General features: G+C 44.1%; 24 protein-coding genes and 1 tRNA gene. 10 read left to right on the top strand and 15 right to left on the bottom strand.

Translation table 11 applies throughout. The features are described from left to right. Positions 1–471 precede the first annotated feature (471 nt). Complete coding sequence (locus MKZ09_RS07140; protein ID WP_036680049.1) at positions 472–849, bottom strand: PH domain-containing protein; 378 nt, start codon at positions 847–849, stop codon at positions 472–474. Positions 850–1,018: 169 nt separating this feature from the next. Here MKZ09_RS07140 and MKZ09_RS07135 point away from each other — a divergent pair, with 169 nt between their 5' ends. The 3 genes from MKZ09_RS07135 (at position 1,019) to MKZ09_RS07125 (ending at position 3,760) form a co-directional block, all read left to right on the top strand. After that, the gene (locus tag MKZ09_RS07135) at positions 1,019–1,186 is read left to right on the top strand and encodes a hypothetical protein (RefSeq protein WP_162636617.1); all 168 of its coding nucleotides are present in this window, start codon (positions 1,019–1,021) and stop codon (positions 1,184–1,186) included. Positions 1,187–1,306: 120 nt separating this feature from the next. Further along, positions 1,307–3,268, top strand: coding sequence for an ABC-F family ATP-binding cassette domain-containing protein (locus MKZ09_RS07130; protein WP_076206247.1), 1,962 nt, complete (start codon positions 1,307–1,309; stop codon positions 3,266–3,268). A gap of 24 nt (positions 3,269–3,292) precedes the next feature. Continuing rightward, a complete protein-coding gene (locus tag MKZ09_RS07125; RefSeq protein ID WP_076206249.1) occupies positions 3,293–3,760 on the top strand; it encodes an ASCH domain-containing protein in 468 nt (155 codons plus the stop codon). A gap of 101 nt (positions 3,761–3,861) precedes the next feature. Here MKZ09_RS07125 and MKZ09_RS07120 read toward each other — a convergent pair whose 3' ends face one another. The 4 genes from MKZ09_RS07120 to MKZ09_RS07105 all read right to left on the bottom strand — a co-directional run bounded on the left by MKZ09_RS07120 (position 3,862) and on the right by MKZ09_RS07105 (position 6,258). Continuing rightward, on the bottom strand, positions 3,862–4,014 hold the full coding sequence (locus MKZ09_RS07120; RefSeq protein WP_155288093.1) for a hypothetical protein: 153 nt from the start codon (positions 4,012–4,014) through the stop codon (positions 3,862–3,864). 202 nt (positions 4,015–4,216) lie between these two features. Then, complete coding sequence (locus MKZ09_RS07115) at positions 4,217–4,834, bottom strand: NUDIX hydrolase (RefSeq protein ID WP_076136226.1); 618 nt, start codon at positions 4,832–4,834, stop codon at positions 4,217–4,219. A 32-nt stretch (positions 4,835–4,866) separates the two neighbouring features. After that, entirely contained in the window at positions 4,867–5,820 is a 954-nt protein-coding gene (locus MKZ09_RS07110; RefSeq protein WP_076136224.1) for an RNA methyltransferase, read from the bottom strand. 42 nt (positions 5,821–5,862) lie between these two features. Further along, on the bottom strand, positions 5,863–6,258 hold the full coding sequence (locus tag MKZ09_RS07105; RefSeq protein WP_256717707.1) for a winged helix-turn-helix transcriptional regulator: 396 nt from the start codon (positions 6,256–6,258) through the stop codon (positions 5,863–5,865). 115 nt (positions 6,259–6,373) lie between these two features. On the opposite strand from MKZ09_RS07105, the gene MKZ09_RS07100 reads away from it, so the two are divergent. After that, positions 6,374–7,057 carry an SDR family NAD(P)-dependent oxidoreductase gene (locus MKZ09_RS07100; protein ID WP_076206261.1) on the top strand — a complete coding sequence of 228 codons (684 nt, stop codon included), beginning with the start codon at positions 6,374–6,376 and terminating at the stop codon, positions 7,055–7,057. A 158-nt stretch (positions 7,058–7,215) separates the two neighbouring features. Further along, positions 7,216–8,571: a dipeptidase gene (locus MKZ09_RS07095; protein WP_076136221.1), complete on the top strand. Its 1,356-nt coding sequence runs from the start codon at positions 7,216–7,218 to the stop codon at positions 8,569–8,571. A 297-nt stretch (positions 8,572–8,868) separates the two neighbouring features. Here MKZ09_RS07095 and MKZ09_RS07090 read toward each other — a convergent pair whose 3' ends face one another. The 4 genes from MKZ09_RS07090 to MKZ09_RS07075 all read right to left on the bottom strand — a co-directional run bounded on the left by MKZ09_RS07090 (position 8,869) and on the right by MKZ09_RS07075 (position 13,375). Continuing rightward, entirely contained in the window at positions 8,869–9,759 is an 891-nt protein-coding gene (locus MKZ09_RS07090) for a cation diffusion facilitator family transporter (RefSeq protein WP_076136219.1), read from the bottom strand. A gap of 147 nt (positions 9,760–9,906) precedes the next feature. Next, positions 9,907–9,980, bottom strand: a tRNA-Gly gene (locus MKZ09_RS07085). Between the two features lie 64 nt (positions 9,981–10,044). Further along, on the bottom strand, positions 10,045–12,171 hold the full coding sequence (locus tag MKZ09_RS07080; RefSeq protein WP_076206263.1) for a putative bifunctional diguanylate cyclase/phosphodiesterase: 2,127 nt from the start codon (positions 12,169–12,171) through the stop codon (positions 10,045–10,047). A 244-nt stretch (positions 12,172–12,415) separates the two neighbouring features. Further along, the gene (locus MKZ09_RS07075; RefSeq protein WP_170914180.1) at positions 12,416–13,375 is read right to left on the bottom strand and encodes an aldolase catalytic domain-containing protein; all 960 of its coding nucleotides are present in this window, start codon (positions 13,373–13,375) and stop codon (positions 12,416–12,418) included. A 233-nt stretch (positions 13,376–13,608) separates the two neighbouring features. Here MKZ09_RS07075 and MKZ09_RS07070 point away from each other — a divergent pair, with 233 nt between their 5' ends. From MKZ09_RS07070 to MKZ09_RS07055, 4 genes are all read left to right on the top strand, one after another. Further along, entirely contained in the window at positions 13,609–13,851 is a 243-nt protein-coding gene (locus MKZ09_RS07070; protein WP_076206266.1) for a FeoA family protein, read from the top strand. Then, positions 13,848–15,860 (top strand): ferrous iron transport protein B, encoded by a 2,013-nt coding sequence (feoB, locus tag MKZ09_RS07065; protein WP_036680095.1) that lies wholly within the window; start codon positions 13,848–13,850, stop codon positions 15,858–15,860. The genes MKZ09_RS07070 and feoB overlap by 4 nt, the downstream gene beginning before the upstream one ends. 44 nt (positions 15,861–15,904) lie before the next feature. Next, entirely contained in the window at positions 15,905–16,084 is a 180-nt protein-coding gene (locus tag MKZ09_RS07060) for a FeoB-associated Cys-rich membrane protein (RefSeq protein WP_038569228.1), read from the top strand. A gap of 103 nt (positions 16,085–16,187) precedes the next feature. After that, a complete protein-coding gene (locus tag MKZ09_RS07055) occupies positions 16,188–16,334 on the top strand; it encodes a hypothetical protein (RefSeq protein ID WP_172628785.1) in 147 nt (48 codons plus the stop codon). Between the two features lie 98 nt (positions 16,335–16,432). On the opposite strand, the gene MKZ09_RS07050 is transcribed toward MKZ09_RS07055, so the two are convergent. From MKZ09_RS07050 to leuB, 5 genes are all read right to left on the bottom strand, one after another. Beyond that, a complete protein-coding gene (locus tag MKZ09_RS07050) occupies positions 16,433–17,938 on the bottom strand; it encodes a leucyl aminopeptidase (protein ID WP_076136336.1) in 1,506 nt (501 codons plus the stop codon). 107 nt (positions 17,939–18,045) lie between these two features. Next, positions 18,046–19,149, bottom strand: a complete 1,104-nt coding sequence (locus tag MKZ09_RS07045; protein WP_076136215.1) for an ATP-binding protein — start codon at positions 19,147–19,149, stop codon at positions 18,046–18,048. A 391-nt stretch (positions 19,150–19,540) separates the two neighbouring features. After that, on the bottom strand, positions 19,541–19,948 hold the full coding sequence (locus MKZ09_RS07040) for a hypothetical protein (RefSeq protein ID WP_036680100.1): 408 nt from the start codon (positions 19,946–19,948) through the stop codon (positions 19,541–19,543). 225 nt (positions 19,949–20,173) lie between these two features. After that, complete coding sequence (locus MKZ09_RS07035; RefSeq protein ID WP_076206268.1) at positions 20,174–20,713, bottom strand: peroxiredoxin; 540 nt, start codon at positions 20,711–20,713, stop codon at positions 20,174–20,176. Between the two features lie 171 nt (positions 20,714–20,884). Next, the gene (leuB, locus tag MKZ09_RS07030) at positions 20,885–21,967 is read right to left on the bottom strand and encodes a 3-isopropylmalate dehydrogenase (protein WP_036680106.1); all 1,083 of its coding nucleotides are present in this window, start codon (positions 21,965–21,967) and stop codon (positions 20,885–20,887) included. 226 nt (positions 21,968–22,193) lie between these two features. On the opposite strand from leuB, the gene MKZ09_RS07025 reads away from it, so the two are divergent. Next, on the top strand, positions 22,194–23,174 hold the full coding sequence (locus MKZ09_RS07025) for an aldo/keto reductase (RefSeq protein WP_076136212.1): 981 nt from the start codon (positions 22,194–22,196) through the stop codon (positions 23,172–23,174). Positions 23,175–23,249: 75 nt separating this feature from the next. On the opposite strand, the gene MKZ09_RS07020 is transcribed toward MKZ09_RS07025, so the two are convergent. Further along, entirely contained in the window at positions 23,250–24,341 is a 1,092-nt protein-coding gene (locus MKZ09_RS07020) for a DUF4097 family beta strand repeat-containing protein (protein WP_036680112.1), read from the bottom strand. Between the last annotated feature and the right edge of the window lies 1 nt (position 24,342).

Below are 24,342 nucleotides of genomic sequence, written 5' to 3'. Positions count from 1 at the left end.
GGGATTCTTCAACATATTCAATCTTCCTATCTTCTGCACCAGGTTCCTCTGCGAGCCCCTATAACTTCAGGTTTAATTAGTGTCATTTAACATTACACGAAAATCCTTTGTCAATCGGTTACGCTGAAACGCAAAATAAACCTCTTCTTTTTGTGAGCCATGCACAAATAAGAGGTTATCTTTGTTTAACCTTGTAGATTCACGTCTACGAATATTATAAAATCATTTTAATTACAGGGAGCCGCATACTACCATGGCGTACTACCGTGACCTTTTACCGTCAAATGGCTACCTATCCCAGATATGTCTAGTCACCTTTTGCCACCAAATGCCTACCTATCTCGGATATGTCTCTAACCTATTTCTTCCACTGGCTGCCTATCTCAGATATATCTAGCTGAATCCAACCTTAGTAATCTTAGCCACTTTTACTTAGGGGGGGCTTGTGCTTTGGAACACCGAATAAACAATTTATTTTAAAATATATTGCGACAACACGGCCTGCACCTCGTAAATATTTACGGATTTATTGAAGGTCTTCTTCACCGGAAGCGTGCTGCTGGAAATGTAGATACATAGCTCCGCATCCAGATCAAAATGCCCTGCCGTCTCCACGGAATAATGCGAGATGCTTTTGTAAGGGATCGAATGATATTCTGTTTTCTTGCCCGTCAGACCTTGTTTATCCACCAGAATAAGCCGCTTGTCCGTAAAAATGAACATATCTCTAATCAGCTTATAGGCACGTTCGATTTTCTCCTGAGGAGCAAGAATTTGTGCGTATTCCCGCTGGACCTCCGTAAGATTCACTTGCGATGCATTGCCCATTAATCCGTCAAAAAGTGCCATATCTCTTCCTCTTTTCATCCGTTAAATTTAGCCACTTGCCCCCCACTACAGAACCATATTATTCTATTTTCCATATTCTATGCTGTGTAAAAGACATCTTTTTACTTGCTTATTTTCTGATTTTTGATTACACTGTCATTAAATTTACTAAGAGAGGGGTGTGGAAGGAATGGATCACAATTGGACCAACAGTGTTATGAGTCGGCTACCTAAAGCGATAGCTGGCATTGCTCATGTAAATGGCGATAACGGGAGAAGTCTGTCCATTTGTATGAATTTAATAACACTACACAATTGTGAAATGCCTTTCCTGCCATCACCCGGACGGATCAGTTAACCGGAGAATGATAAGGCCGTGGGGAAATTTCCCTACGGTCTTTTTTTATGGTTTTTTACAGGATTTCGGAGCCATTTAGGGTACTGGCGGTGCGAAGGGCATTCTTAAAGGAGAATATAAATGATCATCCAATGCCAAAATGTTCAAAAATACCACGGGGCACAACTCGTGCTGAATAGCATCACCTTCGATATCCGCCAAGGGGAAAAAATCGGCCTGATCGGCCGCAACGGCTGTGGCAAAACGACACTATTCCACCTGCTGAACGGGGAGGAACGCCCCGATGAAGGGCAAATCTCAATACGCAAAGGCAGCGTAGTAGGTCTGTTAGCTCAAATTCAAGAAGTTAACGAAAAAGAAACCGTATATGATGTTCTGCAGCGCAGCTTTGCCGAACCTTTGCAATGGCAGCATCGCCTGCGGGAGCTTGAGCTGGAAATGTCCAGCTTTAACAGCGGAACGGATGAACCCCTCTGGAATCGGCTGCTTAAAGAATATGGCAGCTTGCAGGATAAGTTCGAGGCCGCCGGAGGGTACGAGATCGAATCCTCTATTCAGCGCGTAGTCTCGGGTCTCGGGATCGGAACCGGACAATACAGCCGACTGTTCGCCTCTCTTTCAGGAGGAGAAAAAACAAAAGTCGGACTTGCGGAGCTGCTGCTGCGCCGTCCAGACATCCTTCTACTGGATGAACCAACCAATCATCTCGATATGAATGCCATCGAATGGTTGGAGCAATTTTTACAGAGTTATGATGGAACAGTGCTGGCGATTTCCCATGACCGCTACTTTCTGGACGCTGTAGTCAAGAAAGTCATCGAGATTGAAGATGGCGAGGCTTTTACCTTCCACACCAACTACAGCGGCTATCAAGTGGAGAAGGAAACACGGCTTCTTCAACAATTTGCTGATTATCAAGAGCAGCAGAAAAAAATAAAACAAATGCAGGAAAGCATCAAACGTCTCATTGATTTCGGCAATCGCGGGACCCCTCCTAACCCTTCCTTTTACCGGAGAGCAGCATCCATGCAAAAAGCACTGGATCGTATGGTGAAGGTTAAACGTCCTATTCTGGAGCGCAAATCGATGGATTTGCAGCTACAGCAAAATGACCGTTCCGGTAATCAGGTTGTCATTTTGGAGGATCTCGGAAAAGCCTATGGTCAGCGAAGCCTTTTCGCAGAGGCAAACGAAGTACTTCGCTACGGAGAGACTACGGCACTCATCGGCGGTAACGGGGCAGGTAAAAGTACACTTTTAAGAATTATTTTAGGGCAAGAAACCCCGGACAGCGGAAGCTGTACACTCGGCTCAAGAACTGTGGTCGGCTACCTCGCACAAGAGGCTGTTCCGGAAAATAACAAACAGTCTGTACTCCGCTACTTCCGCGAAGAAGCTGGACTAGAAGAAGGTGAAGCTCGCGGGCAGCTTGCACGTTTCCTATTCTATGGTCCCGATGTATTCAAAGACATTACGAATCTGTCCGGTGGTGAATGGACCCGCCTGCGTTTCGCTGTACTAATGCATCGCAAGCCAAATCTGCTGATTCTCGATGAGCCGACCAATCATCTGGACATAGATTCTCGTGAAGCACTCGAAGAAGCACTAGAGGAATTTCCAGGCACAGTTCTGGCGGTATCTCATGACCGTTATTTCATCAATCGTCTATTTCACAAACTATGGTCCATTGAAGACGGGCGGTTTGGAGTGTTCAACGGAAACTATGAATATTACAAGGAAAAACAAGCTGAAAAAGCATTACTAGCTCCCTCTTTTGCGGATCAAGCTAAACCTTTCTCTGCAGAACGAACAAGTTCAGGCTCTGATAAGCCTCAATCTAACAATTCAGGGAAAGAATCCAACGCTAAATCCTCCAGTTCCCGTAGGAAAAACAACAACTTCGACTGGGAAACGGCCATTGCAGAGGTAGAGAAACGCCTTGGCGTGATCGATGCCAAGATGTTAGAGCCCCTGATCAGCAGCGATGCAGTTGAACTTGCTGAACTACAACAAGAACGTGATGCGATACAGGAACAGTTGGATGAGCTCTATACAGGATGGATGGAGACAACTGATCTATAAATTAATCTATAAGGAGATGAGCATATGAGCAACAAAGAGAAAATTAAGTTGTTATGGAAAGAATATACCCAGCTTCATCCACAAACAGCGGATAACTATGACGCGTGGGCCTTTGGTGACAGTCCCCAGATGGCCGATGAACTGCTCGATCTGGTGATTCGTGGGATTAAGACAGGAACTGCTTCAAATTATGATATATTTGAAACTTGTGACGAGACGTTTCCGCAAGTCGGCGGTCACAGTATCGTGCTGGATGGTTCTGGTGATCCGCAGGCAATAATTGTTACTACAGATGTACAAATTATACCTTTTGATGAGGTTAGCGCTGAGTTTGCCTATACTGAAGGAGAAGGTGACCGGACGCTTAAGTCATGGCGGTATGATCATGAGCAGTTCTTCACCCGAGAATCCTTAAAATTCTTAAACAAACCCTTTGATCCAAAGATGAAAGTTGTTTGTGAGAATTTCAAAGTGGTATTTACAAAAGGCTAAGATCTTCAAAAAACGCAAAAGGCTGTCTCTTCCACAAAGAAGGGACAGCCTTTTGTGTATACTATAAATTCAACAGAATTAGATCCTCATTAATTTATGGTTTAGTGCCAAAATCCCAAAATCCAGCCAATAACAGAGATCCATAACGGAATGCTGATTAAGATACCCCAAACCAGCCCAGTGGCAATATTGCCTTCTGCAGGACGCACCACATTTTCCTGTTTCAATGGAATGCTCAATTCTTCTTGTTCCATGCGATCCCCTCCTAAAATATCTTATCGTCACAGTAGAGGAAAAAATGTAGACCGCTCGACCCAAAAAATTAAAATTTTGAATTTTGGTAGATATAAAGGCTCAGCGGCCAAAACGTTGTAAGTGCTTACATATTAGATATTAACCAAATTTTGAATAATTAAAAACTTAAATTTACGGAAGTCATACAGTATATGCAGATTCTTAGTCCAATATTACTACTTTTTCCGGATTTCGTAAATATTCAAACATCGTCCGAATCTGTGCCTCTGTATTCCGCTCTGCTGAAAGCTCAGGCAGCATATCTTCTGCAAAAAACGAAACTTCGCTAGTCTCTACCCCTTCCATTGCCTCTCCGCCCACGATGCGGCATAAAATAAAGAACTTGTACACGTGATAAGGCTCCGGAGGATGGTTATGAAATTTCTTATCTAATACAGCCAGTAAGCGAATTGCTTCTGCCTCAAAACCCGATTCCTCTTTGATTTCTTTCACAACAACCTCACTCGGGGACAGTCCAATGTCTCCCCAGCCACCAGGAAGCGCCCAATTCCCGTCCAACTTCTCGCGAACAAGTAGAATTTTATCCTCCCGGAATACAACACCACGGACATCAACTTTTGGGGTAGCATAACCCCCTTCACCCGCAAAGGAGAGTCTAATTCTCTCCTTGCTTTCAAAGGTATAATTAGCGAGGATATCTACACTGAGCTCCCGCAAAGCTTGATACCGTTCTATATCATAAACATCCTTAGCATAAGTTAATCCAGTCTGTGCGATGGCCTGAATTTCTTTGGCCCACGTTAACCATTTCTGCTCCATTGCTGCACCCCTTTTTCGGTACCTGATTAGGATTACTGGCAAAGCATTAAATGACGCGAGAAGGCTCCTTTTTTAGCTTCACAACGGTCTATGATTGTAAATCCAGCTTCAGTGATCATCTCATCCATCGGTTCAATCGCAACGATAACCACCCGATCTGCAATCCGGCGCGCATTCACTAGAATCGCGAACTGCTCCTCAGGTGTAATACTAGAATATAGATTATATGGCATATCTACAATGGCTACATCGTAATGATCAGTGATATCCGCAATATCCCCAAGCGTTACCTCACTGGTGAATCCAAAATGGGCAATATTTGTTCTCGCACCGGTAGCAATCATAGGGTTAATATCACGTCCAACCATATCGATTCCCATTGACAAGGCTTCTACCATTACAGTTCCAATACCGCAGCAAGGATCTATAGCACGTATACCTTCAGGATTCGGAATAGCCATATTAACCGCGGCACGGGCTACACGTGTACTAAGCGCGATAGAATAGCTGCGTGGCTTCTTCATTTGGCGGAACCAAGTTGCCTTGTTTTTATGATAAGATCCGAAGTACCAGCGTCCACCCAACGTAACAATGCCGTATACCAGCTCCGGATGGTTAACATCCGCTTCTCCTTCAATCCGCAACCCAATTTCCCGCTCGATCACTCTGCGCTCATCATACTCTATTTTGTCTGCAGGGCCCAGATCGTTGGTCTTCACAAAAATAACCTTAAACGTCTTGCCGCCAAGCTCCACCTGCTCCGTTTGATCATAAATCTCAGGCAGACTATCCCCTTCATACATTACATCAATCCGCTCTTTAATGAAGGGACTGCGGCTGACATCCACCTCAACCTCACTCTTAAAAAGAGCAGTCGGCACCTGCTCGCCAAAAAGACATCGCAGCTCCATCTGACACAGCGATAACTCGTCCTCTGAACAGGTGTAAGTATAAATAAATGTGTTGGTTTCACTTTCCTTATGCAATATAATCCATCCTCTATCCCAGTGAATTGTTCTGCTGTCTTGTTACTCCTGTGTGTCGTGCTGGTGGTCATAATCTATACGCGCTTTGGCGATCTTCCCATTGTTTTTGTTGACCCAGTCCACAAGCGAGGTTAAAGGTCCTAACAATGATTCTCCTATGCTCGTCAGACCGTATTTCACAGTCAATGGGACTGTAGGCGTCGCTTTACGCCAAACTAATCCATCCCGTTCCAAATGGCGCAGGGTCTGGGTCAGCATCCGTTGTGATATCCCTCCAGAGCGCCTTTGCAACTCTTTGAACCGCAAAGCTTCAGCACCTAAATTGACTATGATCAGTACACTCCATTTGTCTCCGACCCTGTCCAGAATCTGGCGGGTAATGGAGCAATCCTCCAGCATCGGCATGAACCGGGTGGGTTCTTCCTTTGAATGTTCCAACTGTGGTTACCTCCATGTAACTTAAGCATGTAATAGTGCCTTCTTGTCCCTCAAGCCTATTCAGCTTATCATGGTTACTGTTAGTAATCAACAACCGGAAAGGAACTAATAAATCATGAAAAAGACCATTGCCATCATGGGTGCTGGACCCGGCCTAGGACTCTCAATCGCCAAAAAATTCGGAGCCAACGAATTTCAAGTGGCATTAATCTCTCGAAATGAAGAGAAGCTGAACACCCTTGTTCAGGAACTGCAAGCACTGAATATTGAGGCTGCTGCTTTTCCTGCCGACGTATACAATAAAGAACAAGTAGCCACAGCCTTCGATAATATCAAGAAAAAATACGGCTTTATCGATGTGCTCGAATTCAGCCCGACAAGTGGAAATCACCCTCCTACTCCTGCTTCACAAGTAACAGAAGAAAATGCACAGGATGCCTTTCAGGCACTGGTTGTAGCCGCTATCCGCAGCGTAGCACAGGTATTGCCTGAGATGCTGGAGAAACGCAGCGGCGCACTGCTGTTCACAACCGGATTGTCCTCCGTCTATCCCATGCAGATGATGGGTAATGTAGGCATTGCGCTTAGCGGATTAAGAAACTACGCACTTAACCTGCATGCAGATTTGGCTCCACAAGGAATCTATGTAGGTCATTTAGCACTTGGTGTATTCATTAAACCCGGCACAGCTACAGATCCAGGAATCATCGCTGATGTTTGGTATGAAATGTATATGGACAAAAGCAAAGCTGAGGATACTTTTCCCCAAGGTGTGACACCGGCTACAATCATCTGGTGAGAGGTTTGCCCCATCGCTTTTGATCCATAGTGAGTTCTCCAGTATAATGGTTCCTATAGAATGCTAAACAAGACGGTCACGCATGGCCAATAAGCTTATGCCCAGGCGCTTACAAAGCCGGTTTTGCGCAGCAAAACTTAAGGAGGTACATACTCACTATGTCATACGAAACGTATTTTTCAACCCACCGGGATGAACATCTCGAAGAACTAAAACAATGGCTCAGAATTCCAAGTATTTCTGCCTTATCTGAACATAAGGACGATGTACTGAAGGCAGCCCATTGGCTGACAGACACCCTGAAAAAAGCCGGACTTGAGAACATTGAGTTGCATCCGACAGCGGGACATCCCGTTATATATGCCGATTATCTTCATGCTCCAGGCAAACCAACCATTCTCGTGTATGGTCACTACGATGTACAACCAGTAGATCCATTAAACCTATGGACCACACCTCCATTTGAACCAGAGATTCGTGATGGCAAGCTTTATGCACGCGGAGCAACAGATGACAAAGGACAAGTATTCGTTCACCTCAAAGCCATTGAGGCGATCCTGAAACAAGAAGGTACTCTTCCTGTGAATCTCAAGCTTTGCATCGAAGGTGAAGAAGAAATCGGCAGTGTGAATCTGCCTCCGTTCCTTGAAGCCAATAAAGAAAAGCTCGCTGCGGATGCGGTGTTAGTCTCCGATACATCCCTATTGGAACGCGGTCGTCCTGCCATCTGCACTGGGCTACGTGGTCTAGCTTCCCTTGAAGTTGACGTAACTACTGCTTTGACAGACCTGCACTCCGGTTCTTACGGCGGTGGCGTTCCGAATGCACTGCATGCCCTAGTATCTTTGCTAAGCTCACTTCATGACGACAAAGGACGTGTATCTGTAGACGGATTCTATGAGGGCGTTCCTGAGCTTTCCCCAATGCTGCGGGAAGAATTCGTGAAGCAAGGTGTGAATGAAGATAAAATCCGCGAAGGTCTTGGATTGGAATCGTTATACGGCGAAGAAGGTTATTCCTTTGTAGAACGGATTGGCGCTCGTCCTACGCTAGAGCTTAACGGCGTATACGGCGGTTTCCAAGGGGAAGGCAGTAAGACGGTTATCCCTAAAGAAGCCCATGCGAAGATTACCTGCCGCTTAGTTGGCGATCAGGATCCACAGCATATCCTCGATGCCGTTGAAGCACATCTGAAAGCTAATATTCAGACCGGAGCGAAAGTGCATGTTAAGCAAATGGAGAAGGCACGTGCCTTTAACATCGATCCGTCGAATCCTATTCTGCAAACTGCAGCAGACGCATATGGCAAAGTATATGGAACCCGTGCCCTCTTCACCAAAGACGGCGGCTCCATTCCGATCATGGAGAGCTTCTCCCGTGTGCTGGAAGCACCCGTCGTTCTGATGGGCTTTGGTCTCGATGATGAGAACCTGCATGCACCGGATGAGCATTTCAACCTGGAGAACTTCGACAAGGGATTACTCACCATCGTTGAGTTCCTAAAGACTGTATAAGATACCTACAAACAATTAAAGCCAGGATCCCTAAATTGGGAGCCTGGCTTTTTAGTATGCGGCCAAACAAAAAAACATCATTACTTAGTCCATTTATAAAACCACCATACCATTGCTATCACCAATATTATTAAAAGAAAAATCAAGCTTTTAACTGAGCTACTTATTATTAAAGGTCTTAAATAAGCGATCATTATCTGTCCCCCATATAGAATGAATATAAAAGAGATATAATCACCATATCACTTAAAACAAAATATTGAAATAGCAGAGAAAATCTGTGAGTAATCACCATTATTAGCCTTCATGTAATATAGGTTTGTTAGCCAACTGTTCATGTTCGGGTTCAATGTGAATTAACACCTGAGCACGTTCAAATATGCCTTGAATGGCTTGTTCAATTTCGTCGCATAATTGATGCGCAGTAGCAACACTCATTTTAGAAGGAATCACAAGGTGAAAGTCGACATATTCTTCTGGACCAGATCGTCGGGTACGAAAATCATGAAATTCAATATATCGCCCTTGAAATAACTTTATGACACGTAATATTTCATTTTCTTCTGCCTCAGTTAATCGTGCATCCAACAGCGGAGGAAATGACTCCTTTAGAAGTTTATAGGCTTCACCCATAATGTACAGAGCCAACACAATCCCAATGACAGGGTCGAGGATCGTCCATCCAGTGAGGGTGACCAATAATAAACTGAATGCAACCCCCAAAGAGGTGAAAACATCCGTAAGCAAATGCAGAGCATTCGATTTCATAGCCACAGAGTGAAGTTCGTCTGCCTTCTTTTTAACCTTGCGCGAAACCATATAATTAATCCCCGCTCCGACCACCATCACAATAATGCCCAAAAAGGGAAGTTCGATTGCGGTTGGATTCATTATTTTATGAACACACTCATTTATAATCCAGAATCCAGCTACAAAAATAAGCAACGTTTCAATCGTCCCTGAGATATTCTCCACTTTGCCATGACCATAAGGATGAGCTTTATCCGCAGAGCGACTCGACCATCGGACCGAGAAAAAAGCAATCAACGAAGCAACTAAATCTAAGGAGGAGTGGATCGCTTCCGAGATAATTGCTACTGAACCTGTAAGTACTCCGACCATAAGCTTTAAAGAAACGATAAATGTATTGCTAAGTACAGATAGGAACGCAATCTTTGCACCATTCAAAAGTTTCACAACCTTTTCTTAAAAGTACGCTATATTAAAGTTTTTCCATTAGGCAAATAGTATAAACAACAAAATCCCACCAACCATTAATAGGCTGATGGGATATAAAAAAATCCTTGCATCGCAAGGATTTGGAAGTTTGAATTATGGAGCGGGTGATGGGAATCGAACCCACGCTATCAGCTTGGAAGGCTGAAGTTCTACCATTGAACTACACCCGCACTAGAAAGTGAATACAAGAGATATTGTATCATCCCTACAAGTAAAAATCAACATTTTTTTAGTTTACAGGGAAGCGCCGAGGGGTGCCTTTTTTAAAAATATCGCCTCAAACTCTGCTGGCTGAATAGGTTTGCTGAACAGAAATCCTTGAGCTTCATGACAATGCTGCTCACGCAGAAACTGCAGCTGCTCCTTGTTCTCAACACCCTCAGCTGTAACCTTCAGCTTCAAATGATGCGCCATAGAAGTGATTGTAGAGACTATAGCAGCATTGTTGCTGTCCTCCATAACCTCTGATACGAACGACCTGTCGATTTTCAATCTGTCGATCGGCATGTTCTTTAGATAATGCAGGGAGCTGTAGCCTGTACCAAAATCATCAATACTGATGAAGACACCAAGCTCTTTCAGACGTTTCAGCTGATCAAAGGCTGTTTCTTTGTCCAAGGTCATACTCTCAGTAATCTCAAGGTCGACATAACACGGATCTAATCCAATGTCGGTTAAGATGGTATGAATCCTCCCTGCTAGATTAGGCTGAAGGAATTGCCGCATAGATAGGTTGATGGAGACGCAAATCGGCACATAGCCGGCCAGCTGCCATTTTTTATTCTGCAGACAAGCTGTTTTGAGAACCCATTCCCCAATCGGAACAATGAGGCCACTCTCCTCAGCTAACGGGATAAATTCCGCAGGAGAGACCAGACCACGCTTCGGATGATTCCAGCGGAGCAGGGCTTCCATTCCTACGATCTCTTCCGTCTCCAGCAAAACCTTTGGCTGATACACCAGAAAGAATTCATTGCGTTCAAGCGCTCTGCGGAGGTCATTTTCCAGCTTTAGACGTTCCTTTGCTTTCATCTGCATAGCTGGGATATACCGGCGAATCTCCACTCCCTGTTCCTTGGCATTATGTACAGCCGTATCAGCATTCTGAATTAGATGTTCCGCAGTTTCACCGTCACCGGGATAAATACTTAAACCCATACTAAGCGATATATGGTACTCCCCCGACTCTAAAGCAATAGGTATCTCAAATAATCGATGCAGCTCCGTAGCTCGAACTAAACATTCTCCAAGACTTGCTCTCTCCATCATAAGAAAAGCGAACTCATCCGCCCCCATACTATAAAGCTCTTCAGTAGATTTGGCCTCATTCACAAGCCGCTCAGACACCAGCTTCAATAAATGGTCTCCGGCAAAATGGCCCAGGGAGTCATTTATATTCTTGAAATGATTAATATTCATAATAGCTAACGCTGAGAATTTATCGCTCGTATTCTTTTCCCCAGCAATAATCATTTCTTCTACACGCTGCGTCAGTCGACGTCTATTGGGAAGTCCCGTTAAATCATCATGATAGGCTAAATAATTGATCCGCTCCTCAGCCAACTGCTTTTCGTAAAAGGGTTCTTCAATCGTCAGACGATATACTCCGGTAAGCAGCAAGTAGTAAGCAACTCCGCTACACACCATTCCAAAAAGATCATCTATATTGCCACTACTGAATGGACTCATAAAAAAGGCTTGGCCCAAAGAGAAAAAGATAAGTGCTCGAATAATAATAAGAAGTGAGGCTGACTTTTCACTTTTTTCAGGAAATACAATAACTGCAACACCTGCCAAGTAAACAAAAAGAACTGCTAAATCAGCAATCTGCTTCAAAGGATTCATCCAAGGCTTAGTTAAAAACTGTGGCAACGCCGAGTGGCTGATTATAAACAAAACAATGGAAAGCACAATCAGCATGAAGGCTATTCTAAACAATTTTCTTTTTTCAGAGACAGACACGGGCTTATCTTCCCTGCTAAAAATAAACAACATTCCTAAACCGCTGATTAGTCGTGAGAGGGTTCGCAGCCATAAAGATTCTTCAAAAGTTATGAATGATGAAATCAACGGGACGCCGACAAACCCCAGTGTATGCAAGAAATCAATAATACATATTCCACCAAAAAGAGCAGCGGCATATAATCTTCCTTTAGATAATCTGCTAGAGAAGAATAACCAGCCCTGTGCAAATATTGCAAATCCAAAAGCAACATTACAGCAGCCGACAATGAGATAGAGAGAAGAAATAATATCCCAATCGTCCAATCGGTTAAGCGATGTATGGAAAATTTGAATTAAAAGGAACAGCAAGGCGCCTACAGCAGCTGCTTGAATTGTCTTTTTCTCTTCTTGTCTCATAAGTCCCTCGCGTCTGAAAATAATATCTATTAATTAACATTCAAGTATAGTTATGTCCTATGTATAAATATCGGCGGGATAGGACTTTTAAGTTACATTTCTTTTATGAGCATTCAAATGGAAGGCGCGTTTATAAGTTATATATTCATAAATCTTGCATAAATATAAACCATTTTCTGCTAGCAGGCAACCAAAAAAGCACTTCCCCCTACGAAAGGGTTCAGTGCTTCTAAGAAACTCAAGTTTATTTGTCTCCAAAGGTTACTTCTGGTGTTGTTAGCTTATCAAAAAAATCAACGGATTTATCCTTGTCTGCAGAGGCACGAAGTGCCATTGCTGAACGTGGATGCTCATCAAGTGTACCTGTGATCATATAAGGAATGATATAGCCCCACTCCTCTTTCTCACGCAAAGGAATCATCAGGCGTTCAATAATATCAAGCACAGGGCGCAAGGAGTAACGTGTATTCTTCAAATGAGTTACTAACAGCTCTGTAGGGCAATTTCCTGCAGCTCGTCCCATTCCATAACAAGAAGCATCCAGTAACTCTACACCATTCTCAGCAGCAATCAACGTGTTGGAGAACGCCAACTGAAGATTATTGTGAGTATGTACGCCTAGACGTTTGTTTGGCAGATGTGTTTTGAACTTCTCAACCAGATAATTCATGTCATTGTGATCCAAGCTGCCGTATGAATCTACAATATATACCACATCAACAACGCTCTCACGGATCATTTCAAAAGCTTCCAACAATTCATTCTCCATAACATTAGACAAAGCCATAATGTTGATCGTTGTCTCATAGCCTAGATCATGGAAAGTTTGTACCAATTGGAGGGCTTTTTCTACATCTTTGCTGTAGCATGCCACACGAATCAAATCCAGCATACTTTCGCTGCGAGGCAAAATATCATTTTCATCCACGCGGCCGATATCAACCAAAGCAGATAGCTTGGTGTGACCTTTTTGCGGAATCACTTTACGCAGGAAATCATCGTCTAGAAAACGCCATGGTCCGGCACCCTCTGCTCCTTTGAGTAATTTTGGTGAATTTTTATAACCGATTTCCATATAATCAACACCAGCTTCATTCAAGCCGGCATATAAGTTTTGTACAAATTCCACACTAAAATCCCAGTTGTTCACTAGGCCCCCATCTCGGATGGTGCAGTCAACAATCTTACATTGATTAGTCTTCATAATTATCTCCCTTCAACTATTGCAATCATTATAACATATAGCTTTACTATGCAATTTATATCGTATAATCATACTTTAATGAAGAATAAAATGTAAAGGAATTTCATCTTCATCTCTTTAATACTATTACCACATCGTGTCAGCGACAATAATCACAGTAAATAAGCCCTAAAAATGCTACATTACAAGAAAATCATTGAGATTGATTATCAGTCTCTTTTGGAGGGATAAAAATGGCTTCTACCTCTTGCTCATTACTGCGACTACAACCGGGATCGACCGGATATATTTATAAAATAGAAGGAATCAACCCCATCCTGCGTCGTCGTCTGGCTGATCTTGGAGTGTCCGAGGGTGTGAGCATTCGCCTGAAAGGGAAAGGACCTTTTTTAGGACCTATTACCTTAGAATGCAATGGCCAACTGTTCGCCATCCGCCGGAAGGAAGCTTCATTGATTGAGGTGAACGTGTCTTGAGTTCAATAGCACTTGTAGGTAACCCAAATACAGGTAAAACCTCTCTCTTCAATACGTTAACCTCCTCATACGAATATGTTGGTAACTGGTCAGGGGTAACGGTAGAAAAGAAGATTGGCAGCCTGAAGAACGGCGCTGGCAAGCTCATTGATTTGCCGGGCATCTATTCCTTGCACCCACTCTCACGTGATGAGGGAGTTGCTGCCCAGTATTTAATAGAAGAATCTCCTGAAGCCTTAATTAATATCGTGGATGCTTCACAGCTGGAACGAAATCTGCTGCTCACGCTTCAATTACTTGAGTATGGCAAACCTACCTTACTCGGACTGAATATGATTGACGTCGCCAATGCACGTGGAATTCGCATCAATCATGAAGTCTTACAATCACGACTGGGTATAACTGTCCTCCCGCTTGTTGCAAGAACGGGAAAAGGCTGCGCACAAGTCCTCAGTATTTTAGAGAAATCCTCTGCGATTCCCGCTGTAAAGTTCAAGTTGAACTACGGTGAGATTGTAGAGCATGCGATATCTTCTATAGAGAAGGAATTACTTCCTATCAAGGACTTACCCAATCACCGCTGGATTGCTCTACAGCTTATGGAGCAGAATCCGGTTATTCTTCATTTTCTAAAGACACGTATGGACACCACCCGCCTGCTAAACATCTGTGAATCCTGTCAGAGTGAGCTACAGATCAAAAAGCTGGCCCTGACGCTCCCCCAATGGATTCGCTCACAGCGGATGGATTATATCCACTCCATTTGTGAGGTAGTACTTGATACTACAACACAGAAGCCTCATAACTTAACAGAAAGATTAGATTCCATATTGACGCATCGTTTTCTAGGACTGCCCTTATTTATCTTCTTTATGTACGCTCTCTTTAAGACCACATTTGACTGGGTCGGCGGACCTCTATCAGATCTCCTTGATGGCCTGATCTCCGGACCGATTAGTGATGGGGCCAATTCCCTGCTTCAGACGCTTGGAGCATCCAGCTTCACGCATGCCCTGATCGTCGATGGATTAATTAGCGGTGTAGGGGGCGTCCTCGTCTTTGTCCCGCAAATCTTCATTCTCTTCCTGATCATTTCCTTCTTGGAGGATTCAGGATACATGGCTCGGGTTTGCTTATTAATGGACAGCACGATGGAACGTATGGGACTAAACGGAAAAGCATTTATTCCATTCATCATTGGCTTCGGCTGCAATGTACCTGCCATAATGGCGGCGCGCAGCATCGAACAGCCCAAAGACCGAATGCTGACCACCTTGCTAATGCCGCTGATGTCCTGTTCTGCGAGACTGCCTGTTTACGCTTTATTCGCAGCAGTATTTTTCCCGGCGCAAGAGGCCGTAGCAGTTCTGTCCATGTATGTGATGGGTATTGTGTTTGCGCTGATTCTTTGTAAGGTATTCTCTAAATATTTATTCAAAAATGAATCCTCAGTTTTCATGATCGAGCTTCCACCTTATCGTATGCCGCAGATCAAGACCTTATCGCGCAGTACTTGGGAAAAGGGCAAGGGTTTCCTGCGAAAAGCTGGAACTATTATTCTTGCAGGCTCAGCAATTATTTGGTTTATGTCTTATGCCGGTCCTGGCGGGTTTGATGTAGACATGGATCACAGCTTCCTGGCTAAGTTTGGAGGTATGATTGCCCCGCTACTGGCACCGCTTGGTTTCGGAACATGGCAGGCTGGCTCTACATTGGTTCCGGGATTTTTGGCAAAAGAGGTAGTAGTCTCTACCATGAATATCATCTATCACGCACCAGATGCTGCTGGTTTAGAAAATCAAATTTCTCAAGTCTTCACACCATTGAGTTCGATCAGCTTTATGGCCTTTATCCTGCTATATATTCCTTGTTTGGCTACTGTAGGGGTAATCAAAAAAGAAACAGCGTCTTGGAAATGGACCTTCTTCTCCATGGGCTATTCTCTCGTTCTGGCGTATATCGTATCTTTAATTATTTTTCAAGGCGGACGGTTATTAGGATGGTCGTAGACTTGTAAATTATAAGATTCTCATGATGAAAGTGGGGTACCATTATGATAAATGTTGTGATTGTCGCCTTAATTTTCGGTTATTCTGGCTGGACCATCTATCGACATGTGCAAAAGGGAAAGCAAGGCGCTTGTGCAGGCTGTGATAAAGGAAAAAGCTGCTCGGCAGCATCGATGGATTCCCCGCTTTCTTGTTGTTCTACACCGGTTAACAACAAGAAGTAGGCTTGTAAAATGGGCAATAAATAGAGATTTATCGTTTAGCCTCCTTAACTAACGGGTATGTTTGTTATAAGCAACTACAGACAATACCAAGGAGGTAATTCCTATGAATACCAAAAAGACATTATTTACAACGGTCGCATTGGGAGCAGTATATTTACTGAAGAATAAGGGAACTCGCGATAAAATTATGAACGGCATTCAATCCTACACTTCCCAATCGAAGGCCAAAAAATCCAGTGGTACTGTTTAAGCTTCTGCTCTTGGATTTCAATAAAGGGGTGTTCCCTAAACCAGACTCTGGTTTAGGGCACACCCCTTGTTGTTTAGAACGGACAGCTCTCCGGATGTTTAGATCTCGCTTTCACTCAGCAGCCACTGAATGATAGAACGAACCATGACACCTGTTGCTCCCTTAGGATTAACTCCACGTTCTTTAGATACATATGCAGTGCCAGCAATGTCTAGATGAATCCATGGCAAGCCCTCAGCAAACTCACCTACAAATAATCCGCCTGTAGTAGCTCCACCATATCTTCCAGCAGTGTTACGGATATCGGCAACCTCGCTCTTTAGCATCTCACGAAATTCCGGGTATGCCGGAAGCTGCCAGACCTTTTCCCCTGAATAGCTTGAAGCGGCCAGAAATCGCTCCAGAAAGGCTTCATCATTAGTCACAGCACCTGTTGCTATATCTCCCAAAGTGGACAACACAGCGCCTGTCAGCGTAGCTACATCTATAATACGTTTCGCTCCCCATTCCCGAGCATAAGTCAGCGCATCTCCCAGGACAATTCTGCCTTCAGCGTCGGTATTCAACACCTCTATCGTTCGTCCGCTCATGGAGGTAATAACATCTCCAGGCTTAAAAGCATTGGCAGATGGCATATTCTCTGCAGATGGAATAACCATAACGACATTAATTCGTGGACGTAAGCGGCCAAGCGCCTCCATTACTCCGAGTACTGCCGCTGCCCCTCCCATATCACTAATCAGCTCTTCCATACCTGGTGCCCTTTTTAAGGAGATCCCGCCGGTGTCAAAGGTAACTCCCTTCCCTACAAGCCCCACTACGTTATCCCAATTCCCTGTCCCCTGATAACGGATGACGATCATTCGTGGAGGGTTTACACTTCCTTTTCCAACTGCGAGCAATCCGCCCATTCCTTTTTGCTCAATTTCCCGTTCATCCAGCACCTCAGAAGGAAAGCCATATCGCTCTGCAACCTCTATAGCGGCCACAGCAAGGTCTGAGGGGGTCAATAGATTACCAGGCATGTTGGTCAAGCTCCGCGCCAAATTCGTGGCCTCACCAAAAGCTAGCCCCTTCTGAATGCCTTGAGTCCAATCCCGTCCGGTAGTACCCTCTAATTTCTCTTTTATAGTGAAAACAACTGCTGTTGGGCCTGTATAAAAAGACTGCACCTGCTTATAGGTAGTCCGACGATAGGAACCAAGCAATAGTCCCTCCGTCAGCGCATAAGCAATAGAAGTCACATCCTTCTCTACGGTAAGCTCCTGTATTTTGTCCGGCACTTCAAATACCAGCTTGAGCGCCTTCAAACGAAGCGCTGCACGGGCTGTCTGAGCCCCCATTTGCCTTAGATCCTCAGTCGTGAGAAGTTGGTCCCCCCTGCCAACTAAAATAACAACAGGACAACCAGATGAATTCTCAGCAGGTAGTACATAAGTCTGATTAAGCTTGCCTTTAAATAGACCTGCCTTTCCCAATAGGCGAATTCTGTCATCCCAGCCCTCGGAAAAGCCTCCATTTTCGACCTCAGACTCAGAAGTAATAAGGATAAGGGCATCACCCTGCACATTGTTGGCAACACCACTGTTGTATTCTATATTCATTGCGATTACCTCCATTTGTTTCCCAAAACCAACACCCATTGTAACATAAGCAAAGGCTGATCTCCGCATCTGTATTATCCGCAGGGATCAGCCTCTTATTACTTATTCTAATGGATTAGTGGCAAAGAGATCACAAAATGAGTACCCTCGTTAACTCTGCTGCTAACAGAAATGCATCCGCCATGATTTTTGATGATGCGGTCACTTACGGAAAGACCCAATCCTGTACCATTCTCTTTGGTAGTAAAGAAAGGATTAAATAACCTGTCCAGTGTACGAATATCCATTCCTTTACCGTTGTCAGATATGAACATACGGACCTCAGAGCCTTCTCTGCGGGCACCAACCTCGATTTTCCCCATCGAATCATCTTCTCGATCCGCTACAGCCTCCATTGCATTTCTAATCATATTAAGCACGACTTGCTTCATCTGTTTGACATCTCCAGAAATCACCATGTCCTCTTGAAGAGGCTGAAGATTGATCTGGCAGCCTTTCATTAAAGCTTCGCTCTCTGTAAGGAGAACAACCTCCTTGAGCAATGCCGACACGGGTATCATCCCCACCTGCGGAACTGACGGCTTAGAGGAGGACAGAAATTCATGGATTATATCGTTCGCACGATCGATCTCGGCCAATATAATCTTGGCATATTCCTCTTTCCCCAGTTGGTGCAAGTATGGATGAAGCAGTTGAATAAATCCCCGGATCGCGGTCAAAGGATTCCGGATTTCATGGGCAATAGATGCGGATAATTTGCCTAGCATAGCCAAGCTATCGTTCTGGTAAGCCGTTTGTTCGATTAACTTATAATCCGAGATTTCCTTGACAGTGAACAAATAACATCCTTTCATTTGCTCTCCGCAGCATAAAGTAACCTTCCAGTAACGGCCATACTCGTCTAGAAACTCATAATTTGATTTTCCTTTGTATACCATCTCTCTGTAGCTCTGCATTACTTGTTTTTTCTTGGAACGGCTCAGTCGAACATTAGACAGTAGATGGGAAAATGTGCAGCCCACAAGAGAGTGACGGGTAAGCTCAAGCATCCCGTACATTTGCTTATTTACAAAACTTATAACTCCCTCTTCATCAAAAAGCATGATTCCGCTGTCAATATTCTCTAGAACATCCTCGTATGTAGTATCCACAGGTCCAGTTTGATAGGTTCTTCCCGGTAATAGAAGACTTTCTTGATATTGGCTAATCACGATACGAAGTTCCCCCTTTTACTGCATTTGACGAAGACGCTTAAGCGACATCAAATTACTATGTATTTGAGTGTATGACGAAGCCGCCAGAACATTCGGTAATCGTTGCACTTTTTCCAACCGGTTCAATTATATTCCAATCATATCCAAGAGAACTAGACAACGCAATCGGAGAAACTGTCGAATGGTAAAAAAATTCATAAAATGATTCCAAAGACATATGAAACATCACATCAAATTATATTTATCGCTATTTATTCGCCTAAATGATTTAAAAAAATCTAAAAAGGATCACGAAAAACTAAAAAGGATTATAAAAAGCTAAAAAGCCCCCGCGATTGCGGAGGCTTACATGGAAAAATGGGGCATGCCCAAAAAATTAGTAATAAACTTATGCCTTTTGTTGCAGGCGTAGACGGCGCTGACTCATCACTGCTAACCTTTTTTTCAATTCCCGTTCCCACTTGGTATCCTCAATCTGTTTGGCTACAGCTAGCAGGTCAAGCGCCATATCGATTTGATTGCGTACAACGGCTAGAGGATCTTCACTCTCGACGTTAATGACGTTCTCGAATATTGCAGTTTCGTCTTCCATGACATAGTCCTGAAAGTCCACGTCGGTAACACCATCTCCATGTGCATATTCCGCTAAGATCTCATATTCATTCTCGACCTTGTAGTGAACCTCCACACGATGACATACCGGACAAAAAAGCAGGGGAACATTATGGACTTGCGTGCGATAATGTTTTAGGGTCCCCTTTGTTCCTACCATACTCGCTCCACAGCAAAAGCTCATATTTGTTCGCCCTCCTTAGAAATAACCCTTTGATTGTTTATTATTGTATTACATTACCCCAATGGAGATTCCTCCACTCGAGGACATAATATAACTTTTCGCGCCTATTTTCAAATCTATTTAGATATACAAGATCTTTTGGTGCAAAAAACCCCCTTACAGAAAATTTTCTGCAAGGAGGTAGAAATCAGAATATCAAAGATCACTATGATAACGTTCTAAAGTTTACAGATTCTTATCGCCCGGCTTCCAGTTCATTGGGCATAAGCCACCAGATTGCAAGGCTTGCAGAACACGAAGAGTTTCTTCCACGCTGCGGCCTACATCATTGTGGTTAACGACTTGATATTTCAATTCGCCTTCAGGATCGATTATGAACAAGCCACGCAATGCGATACCTTCTTCTTCAATCAGAATGCCATAGTCTTTAGAAACTTGTTTCGTAATATCAGCTGCAAGCGGGAAATTCAAACGACCCAGGCCGTTGGAATCCTTAGGGGTATTAATCCAAGCTTTGTGGCTGTGGATCGAATCGATGCTTGCGCCGAGAATCGCTGTATCAAGTGCTTCAAACTGTGCTGCTGCGTCACTGAGAGCTGTGATTTCGGTTGGACATACAAATGTGAAATCAAGCGGATAGAAGAAGAATACGAGCCATCTGCCACGATAATCAGACAAGCTTACTTTACCAAAATCCTTACCATCACCTGATACGGTTTCCATAGTAAAATCGGGAGCCGGTCTACCTACTAAACGTTCCGTCATTGCTAGAATCCTCCCTCTGATTATGTAAGAAAAAATACCATTTGTATCTCTCAATATACTGAAAAATGCTGAAATAGATAATATCTTGTCTACTTAACAAATGGTATCATCGCACAAAATCAAAGTCAAGATTAGATCAATTATTTATTTATAATTATTACAAATAGAAGATTAGGCTTTGCGGATTGCTGCAACAATCAGGTCGCCCATTTCAGTTGTACTGATCGCTTTGCTCTTATCCACGGCGATATCACTTGTACGGTGTCCTGCATCCAATACTGCAGCAACTGCCGCTTCGATTGCAGCAGCAGCATCCTCATAGCCAAAGGTTAGGCGGAACATCAGGGCCAGCGACAAGATTGTTGCGATCGGGTTCGCAAGCCCTTGTCCGGCAATATCAGGAGCAGAGCCGTGAACGGGCTCGTAGAGACCATAGTTGCCGTCACCCATCGAAGCTGAAGCAAGCATACCGATAGAACCTGTCAGCATAGCAGCCTCGTCGCTCAGGATATCACCAAACATGTTCTCGGTAACGATAACGTCAAAGCTAGATGGACGGCGCAGCAGCTGCATTGCGCAGTTATCAACCAGTACATGCTCTACCTCTACCTCTGGATATTCTGGAGCAATCTTATTCACAACCTCACGCCACAAACGTGAAGTTTCAAGTACATTCGCTTTATCAACACTCGCCAGTTTATTACGGCGCTTGCCGGCAATTTCAAAAGCTTGGCGGACAATTCGTTCTACTTCCATTACGTTATATACACAGGTGTCCACAGCTTCTTCACCATGTTCTCCTTGACGGCGCAATTTATCTCCGAAATAAATCCCGCCAGTCAGTTCGCGAACTACCATAAGATCTGTGCCTTCCAGGACTTCAGGCTTCAAAGTCGAAGCATCCTTAAGACAGTCAAATACGACAGCTGGACGCAGGTTGGAGAACAACCCCAGTGCTTTGCGAATTCCAAGCAGTCCGGTTTCGGGACGAAGCTCCTTTGGATTATTATCCCATTTCGGTCCACCAACTGCACCCAATAACACAGCATCTGCGCTACGACAGATTTCAAGGGTATCTTCCGGCAGCGGAGTGCCCTTCTCGTCTATAGCAATACCGCCAAATAATGCATGCTCTGTTTCAAAAGCATAACCGAATACTTCTTCTGTTACTTTCAATACTTTTTCCGCTTCTGCTACAACTTCTGGTCCAATACCGTCCCCTGCGATTACGGCGATTTTTTTAACTTCACTCATCTCAGTCACTCCTCAAGTTTTCTGCTCTAACAGACATAGTTCTTCTTTATATTGTTGTATCATACCCAGTCGTAAAGGACAAAGATATAGATTCTATTGAGCTGATAGGTATAGCCTATAAATAGAGAGGATCAGACCACTACAGTCAATGCTGAGCATATTTGCTCTTAGTTCTGAAGATGTTTACAATTAATATGAAGTCATCTATCAAAGGAGTGAATGCGAAGTGCAATATGCAAAGCTTGGCAAATCCGGCATGAAGGTCAGTCGCCTATGTCTAGGAACGATGAATTTTGGCCCGCAGACGGATGAAAAAGAAGCCTTCCGCATCATGGACGCTGCACTGGATGCAGGTGTTAATTTTTTTGATACCGCTAACATTTACGGCTGGGGCGAAAATTCTGGCCTGACTGAAACCATTATCGGACGCTGGTTTAAACAAGGCGGCGGGCGGCGGGAAAAGGTTGTACTAGCCACCAAAGTTTATGGAGCCATGAATGATAAGCTTGATGGTCCTAATGATGAAGAAGGATTATCCTCATATATCATTCGCCGCCATCTTGAAGGGTCCCTGCAGCGTCTTCAGACCGATCATATTGAATTGTACCAGATGCATCATATAGACCGCAGTACGTCCTGGGAAGAACTCTGGGGGGCTTTCGAGCTGGCTGTGAGTCAAGGCAAGATTGGTTATGTCGGTTCCAGTAACTTTGCAGGCTGGGATATCGCCATAGCTCAACAAGAAGCAAAGGCTCGTGGTTTTCTTGGACTAGTCTCAGAGCAGCATAAATACAGCCTGGCCTGTCGGCTTCCTGAACTTGAAGTTTTGCCAGCCGCTCGCCATCTGGGGCTAGGTATTATTCCTTGGAGCCCACTCGATGGAGGTCTGCTCGGAAGAAATGCACTCAAAAAAATAGAGGGCAGCCGGAGTGGCGGAAATGCAGATCGTGTAGAGCAGCACAAGAGCCAGCTTGAAGCCTTTTCCAGCTTATGTATAGAGCTAGGAGAACCACAGGATAATGTCGCTCTTGCTTGGCTACTGGCTAATCCTGCTGTAACTGCTCCTATTATTGGCCCCCGCACACTGGAGCAATTCGAGAGTGCGTTGCGCAGTCTTGAGATTACGCTAGATGAAGCTGTGCTTAAACGGCTAGATGAAATATTCCCTGGACCCGGCGGTGAAGCCCCTAAAGCGTATGCTTGGTAGGTAAGTTCTATCACAAAGGAGCTGAGGCCTCAGCAGAATCCATTCGCTGAAGCCTCAGCTCCCTTTTACTCCTGCTTATTCAGCTGTGTCCACGGTCACACTTCCATTACTCGTGCTTAAATCCACAGTATAAGTGGCTTTACCAAGCACAGCGGTACCATAGCTATCTCCGTCCCGATCCCAGGGCACATTCCCTTTCAGCGAGCCATTGCTTGTATCTGCAATAATCTTCGCATCCGACACGGCCGGCAAGCCCACTATAATCTTTCCGTTACTGGATGTACATTTCCAGTTTCCGGTCACAGCTGAATTTATAGTAATTTTGCCGTTGCTGCTCTTGGCTGACAATGCCCCATCAATGTTATCCAATACTATGGCTCCATTAGAACTCACAAGTTCAACTTCACCTTGGATATTCTGTACGGATAGTGACCCATTGCTGGTATGTGCATCCACTTCGCCGACAATATCATGAATATTTAATGCACCATTACTTGTCTCAACCTCTATACCTGACTTAAGATTCCAGGCTTCTATAGAGCCATCACTTGTCTCAACCTCAACAGCAAGGTTATTGGGTGCACTTACATTTAAATAAGGACTTTTGGTATTGAATCCAAACTGAATGTTAGAGAACCAATTATGATCGGTATCAAGCTCCATAATCAGTGTATCTCCTTCAGTACTAACTTTCCATTTCTTTTCTAGTGCACTTTCAGCATCACTTTGCGATTTTCCAGGCAGCAGTAAACTTCCCTCATAATCCAAAGAGCTTCCAGCTACACCCTCAACCTTTACTTTTCCACTTGGAAGTACAATTTTGAGCGTCGTAATATTCTCTTTCACTTCCACATTCCCACTAAGCGGAGTTAGATGTGTATTACCGATCAGATTGCTGAGTGAACCTCCGGCCATTACTGTCTGAGCACCACTTGCTCCGATCAGCACAATAATTAACAGGATGGCCCAGCCGCTTACACGGCTTTTGACATCGGATTTGATAAAAAGTCTAATCAACATCTCAAGTCCGAATAAGACCAACAACGCCGGCCATAAAAAACCAAGCACCTCATAGCTGATCATATCATACTGAGCCATCACGATAATGACACCAAGGGCAATGCAGCCCAAGGCTGCTGTGAAACTTCCTATTTTCCATCTCCCCATA

Origin of the sequence: Paenibacillus sp. FSL R5-0908, assembly GCF_038006245.1 — a bacterium.
Taxonomy (GTDB): domain Bacteria; phylum Bacillota; class Bacilli; order Paenibacillales; family Paenibacillaceae; genus Paenibacillus_AQ; species Paenibacillus_AQ odorifer.
The sequence above is the reverse complement of the archived record's forward strand: the minus strand, read 5'-3'. Positions and strand labels throughout refer to the sequence as shown.